The sequence below is a fragment of the Amycolatopsis sp. genome, from assembly GCF_036008905.1.
In the GTDB taxonomy this organism is placed as follows: Bacteria; Actinomycetota; Actinomycetes; order Mycobacteriales; family Pseudonocardiaceae; genus Amycolatopsis.
The window spans coordinates 1-5351 of the sequence record NZ_DASYMU010000015.1; the positions used below are offsets into that span (position 1 = coordinate 1).

At 65.6% G+C, this 5351-nt stretch carries 4 protein-coding genes and 1 rRNA gene; 2 read left to right on the forward strand and 3 right to left on the reverse strand.

Annotated features, from left to right (window positions below; all coding sequences use genetic code 11):
• Window positions 1-14: 14 nt before the first annotated feature.
• Window positions 15-131 (forward strand): 5S ribosomal RNA (rrf, locus tag VGP60_RS02680).
• Window positions 132-431: 300 nt separating this feature from the next.
• Here the strand turns inward: rrf and VGP60_RS02685 are convergent.
• Together VGP60_RS02685 and VGP60_RS02690 are read right to left on the reverse strand one after the other, a co-directional pair.
• Entirely contained in the window at window positions 432-1658 is a 1227-nt protein-coding gene (locus VGP60_RS02685) for a L,D-transpeptidase (RefSeq protein ID WP_327546206.1), read from the reverse strand.
• A gap of 113 nt (window positions 1659-1771) precedes the next feature.
• Window positions 1772-2638 carry a patatin-like phospholipase family protein gene (locus VGP60_RS02690; RefSeq protein ID WP_327546207.1) on the reverse strand — a complete coding sequence of 289 codons (867 nt, stop codon included), beginning with the start codon at window positions 2636-2638 and terminating at the stop codon, window positions 1772-1774.
• Window positions 2639-2749: 111 nt separating this feature from the next.
• On the opposite strand from VGP60_RS02690, the gene VGP60_RS02695 reads away from it, so the two are divergent.
• Window positions 2750-4684, forward strand: a complete 1935-nt coding sequence (locus tag VGP60_RS02695) for an acyl-CoA dehydrogenase family protein (RefSeq protein ID WP_327546208.1) — start codon at window positions 2750-2752, stop codon at window positions 4682-4684.
• Here the strand turns inward: VGP60_RS02695 and VGP60_RS02700 are convergent.
• A partial coding sequence (locus VGP60_RS02700) for a lipoyl synthase (protein WP_327546209.1) occupies window positions 4685-5351 on the reverse strand: 667 nt, incomplete at its 5' end. It abuts the gene before it with no gap.

Here is a 5351-nt window from a genome sequence, read left to right on the forward strand (position 1 = left end):
TTGTTTCGTAGAGTTACGGTGGTTATAGCGCCAGGGAAACGCCCGGTCCCATTCCGAACCCGGAAGCTAAGCCTGGTAGCGCCGATGGTACTGCAGTCGAAGGATTGTGGGAGAGTAGGACACCGCCGGACACAATTTAAAAAGACCCGGAACCCCGGTCGAGGACCTGCATGGTTCTCCCGGGGTTCCGGGCTTTTCTGCGCCCACAACCTTTCGCCCTGGAATGCACTTATCCGTGCACAGATCGCGTTCACGCGGTCAGGGAGTGCACTCACCCGTGCACAGAGTGCACTTACCCCGGATCGGCCCGAGTGCAGTCTGTGCACGGGTGCGTGCGGGGTGTGCACGGATGAGGGCAGGCTGGGGACGGGTGGGGACATGGGGAAGGCCACCTTGCGGGGCAAGGTGGCCTTCGGAGCGAGCGGAGGGGGTTACTTGATGGCGGAGCCGGCTTGCCATTGGGTCCAGCTTTGGGTCCAGTCGCCGTAGAGGTCCCAGACCGGGAGCTGTGGGCCGCCGGAGTTGGTCACCTCGACGACGTCGCCGAGGCCTAAGTTCTGGTAGAACCACTGCGCGTTGGCGGAGTTCAGGTTGATGCAGCCGTGCGAGACGTTCGAGCTGCCCTGGGCGCCGACGCTGTTCGGGTTCTCGTGGACGAACTCACCGTCGTTCGAGATCCGCTGCGACCACTTCTCGTTGGACTTGTAGTAGCCGGGCTGCCCCTGGCAGACGCCGTAGGTGCACGAGTCCATTGTGTAGTTCTCGTGCTTGTCCGAAATGACGTGCGCGCCGAGATGTGTCGGCGTGGCGTCCTTTCCCAGCGAAATGGGCATGGACTTCACCATTTCGCCATTGTGGAAAATCTGCATCTGCTCGGTGTTGCCGTCGGCTTTCGCGATCCACGAATCGTGCACCTTGTACGTTTCGGTGCGGTCCTCGGCTCCGAAAACGCCGTTGCCGAAATCGACGCCGTAGATATTGGCGGTGACCTTCAATGTGGTGCCGGCCTGCCAGTACACCTTCGGGCGGTAGTGGACGTTCTTGTCGTCGATCCAGAACCAGCCGCCTTCCTGTTTCGGCGTCGATTCGACGGACAGCTGCTTTTCGACATCCGCCTTGTTCTTCACCGACTGGCCGAAACTGAACACGATCGGCTGACCGACCCCGACGCCGGTGCTCGCGACCGCGGACGGCGCCGGGATCAGGTTCGCGTTCGCCTGCTGCTTCGGCTTGAGCGTCGTCACCTGGCTCTGCTGCTCGATCGGCGTTCCGTTGGTGCTCTTGGCGTGCGCCAGGACCTTGTACGTGCTGCCGTATCCCAGAGGCTCGGTGGACACCCAGGAGAGACTGTCCTCGGCCAGCTTTCCGGCCACGGTCTTTCCCTTGGCCGTGTTCGTCACCGTGACGTCGACGAGCGTGCCATTGGTGGCCTTGACGGTGATCGGCGTCGCCGGGTTGACGTTGGTGCCCCCCGCCGGATCGATCGTCACCGCCACGGCCGGCTCACTCGGCTTGCTGCCCGACGGCGCGGGCCCGCCCACCGACGGACTGCCGCCGTCCGAACTGCACGCCGAAAGTACGAGCGCCGCGACGAGAAACCCGGTGACGCCCGTGATACGGGGTCTTGCCGGAGAAAGTAAATTCTTCTTGGGAAACATTTTGTCTCTTTTTTGTAATATCGGGTGTGCGGCCATTAACCTCAAAACTACGCGAACTTAGGACGTCTTTTCCGTGGCGTTGTTGCCCGCCCGTGGGATGTGTCACCGTTCCGTTACAGCACGAGCCCCGGGCTTCCATAAAGTCCGGGGCCGGTTACCTCGAGAATTTCGAGATATGTCCGGGCCGTCTCATATGCCTGATTGGTCAATTCCGCGGTCCGGGTGAAATCCAGTGGGCTGAGCCGGATCGGCGCCGGTCCCGGCAGGTAGACCACGGGTACTTCCGCGGCGGCGATCGGCGCTTCCAGCACGGCCTGGTTCCGCATGCTGATCATGGCGGTGAACATCAGCACCTCGGCGAAGGTGTGCGGCGCGCCCGGCATCTTGCCAGGGAACGCGCAGTCGAGCACGACCAGTGACTTGGCGCCCATTTCGAGCGCTTGGCGCATCGGGACGTTCGCGACCAGGCCGCCGTCGTAGAGCAGCTTGCCGACGTGCTCCACCGGCGGGTAGATGCCGGGGATGGCCGCGCTCGCCAGCAGTGCCGGGCGTAGTTCTCCTTCGCGGAGGAGGACGGGCTTGGCCGTGTCGACGTCGGTGACGACGACACCGAGCGGCAGCGCGAGGTCCTCGAAGCGCAAGCCGTGCCCGATGTGCTCGTCGATGATCGACGCGAGCCCGGTGTTCGGGAACAGATGTGTCTTGCTGTGCCGCAGCGTCCGCACCTGGCTGAACACCCCGCCGGGGAAAGCCTCGTGCTTGGTCATCGACGACCAGATCTTCTGCAGCCGGGACGCCGAGTCGCCGCCGGGCATCGCGAGCACCGCGGCGTTGAGCGATCCCACGGACGTGCCGGTCACCAGGTCGGGGCTGATTCCGGCCTCCGCGAGCGCACGCAGCATGCCTACCTGCATCGAGCCGAGGCTGCCGCCACCGCCCATGACGAAACCGATCGGGCCGGGAAGGTTCAGTTCGGGCATACGGCCGAATCTAATCCTCGTGCCGACAGTGGCTTCCGAATTCGCTACCAATGGGTAACACTCGTGGGTAGTGATGTGACTCACACTGGCTCACACAGCGAGGAGGCGGCCGTGGCCGACCAGCCGAAGGTGACGGAGAAGGAAGCCCGGGCAGTAGCCGAGGAAGCCCGCGAGAGCGGCTGGAACCAGCCCTCCTTCGCCAAAGAGCTCTACCTCGGCCGATTCCGCCTCGATCTCGTTCACCCCCACCCGCGGCCGACGCCGGAAGCCGCCGCCAAGGCCACGAAATTCCTCACCGACCTGCGCGCGTACTGCGAGACCCTCGACGGCGCGGTGATCGAGCGCGAGGCCCGCATCCCGGACGAGTACGTCAAGGGCCTCGCCGAACTCGGCTGCTTCGGCGTCAAGATCCCCGAGGAGTACGGCGGCCTCGGGCTGACGCAGGTCGCCTACAACCAGGCGCTGATGCTGGTCGGCTCGGTGCACTCCACGCTCGGGGTGCTGCTGTCCGCGCACCAGTCCATCGGCGTCCCGGAGCCGCTGAAACTCGCCGGCACCCCGGAACAGAAGGCGAAGTTCCTGCCGCGCTGCGCCAAGGGCGCGGTCACGGCGTTCCTGCTTACCGAGCCCGACGTCGGATCCGACCCGGCGCGGCTCGCGACGTCGGCGACACCGACCGAGGACGGCGAGGCGTACGAGCTCAACGGCGTGAAGCTCTGGACCACCAACGGGGTGGTCGCCGAGCTTGTCGTCGTGATGGCCAGGGTGCCGAAGAGCGAGGGCCACCGCGGCGGCGTCACGGCGTTCATCGTCGAAGCGGACTCGCCGGGGCTCACCGTGGAGCGGCGTAACCAGTTCATGGGCCTGCGCGGTATCGAGAACGGCGTCACGCGGTTCCACAACGTCCGCGTGCCCAAGGAGAACGTCGTCGGCGGGGAGGGCAAGGGATTGAAGATCGCGCTGGCGACGCTCAACACCGGTCGCCTGTCGATCCCGGCTTTGTGCGCGGGCGCCGGGAAGTGGTGCCTGAAGATCGCCCGCGAATGGTCGGCGGAACGCGTCCAGTGGGGCAAACCGCTGGCGGAACATGGTGCCGTGGCGAGCAAGATCTCGTTCATCGCCGCGACGACCTACGCGCTCGAAGCCGTCCTCGACCTCTCCGCGCATATGAGCGACGAGGGCCGCAATGACATCCGGATCGAGGCGGCGCTGGCGAAGCTGTGGGCCAGCGAGATGTCGTGCCTGATCGCCGACGAGCTGATGCAGATCCGTGGCGGCCGCGGTTACGAGACGGCGGAATCCCTTGCGGCGCGTGGAGAACGCGCGGTGCCGGTCGAGCAGATGGTGCGGGACCTCCGGATCAACCGGATCTTCGAGGGTTCGTCGGAGATCATGCATCTGCTCATCGCGCGCGAGGCCGTCGACGCGCATCTCTCGGCGGCGGGCGCCCTGGCCGACGCCGACGCGGACGTCAAGAGCAAGGCGAAAGCGGCGGCGAAGGCCAGTGGTTTCTACGCGAAATGGCTGCCGCAGCTGGTGAGCGGCAAGGGGCAGGTGCCGACGTCGTTCCGCGAATTCGGGCCGCTCGCGAACCACCTGCGCTACGTCGAGCGCACCGCGCGCAAGCTGGCGCGGTCGACGTTCTACGGCATGGCGCGCTGGCAGGCCGGACTCGAGAAGCGCCAAGGCTTCCTGGGCCGGGTCGTCGACATCGGGGCCGAACTGTTCGCGATGTCCGCGTCCTGCGTCCGTGCCGAGATGCAGCGCAGTGACGATCCTTCGCGCGGCGCGGCGGCTTACGAACTGGCCGAAGCGTTCTGCCAGCAGTCACGCCTGCGCGTCGAGAAGCTGTTCGATGCCTTGTGGGACAACACCGACGACCTCGACTTCCGGCTCACGGCCGATGTCCTCAAAGGACGGCACACCTGGCTCGAAGAGGGCGTGCTGGACCTCAGTGAGGGCACCGGCCCGTGGATCGCGCATTGGGAGGAGGGCGCGTCGACAGAGGAGAACCTCTCCCGGCGCTATATCCCTCCGACCAAGTAGCTACTTCGCGAGTCTGGCGAGGACGGAGCTGGCTTCTTGCGCGGACGCGCCCTCGACGACCAAGTGCGACAGGTTGTCGGGGAGCGTCTCGCCGCGGTGCGCCTTCGTCTGGGCGTACAGACGTCCTGCTCGATAGGACGAGCGGACCAACGGCCCCGCCATGACCCCCGCGAAACCCATCGCCTCAGCGGCCTTCGAGTGCTCGACGAACTCCTCCGGCTTCACCCAGCGGTCCACCGGATGGTGCCGCGGCGACGGCCGCAGGTACTGCGTGATCGTCAAGATCTCACACCCCGCGTCGACCAGATCCCGCATCGCCGGAGCGACCTCGTCCGGCGTCTCGCCCATGCCCAGGATCAGATTCGACTTCGTCACCAACCCGGCCTCCCGCGCCGCGGTGATCACCGACAACGACCGCGCGTAGCGGAAACCAGGACGAATCCGCTTGAAAATCCGCGGCACCGTCTCCACGTTATGCGCCAGCACCTCAGGCCGCGAAGAGAAAACCTCGGCGAGCTGCTCAGGATCCGCGTTGAAGTCCGGGATCAGCAACTCGACGCCGGTACCCGGGTTCAACGCATGGATCTGACGGACAGTCTCCGCGTACAGCCACGCGCCACCGTCATCCAGGTCATCACGCGCGACACCGGTCACCGTCGAGTAGCGC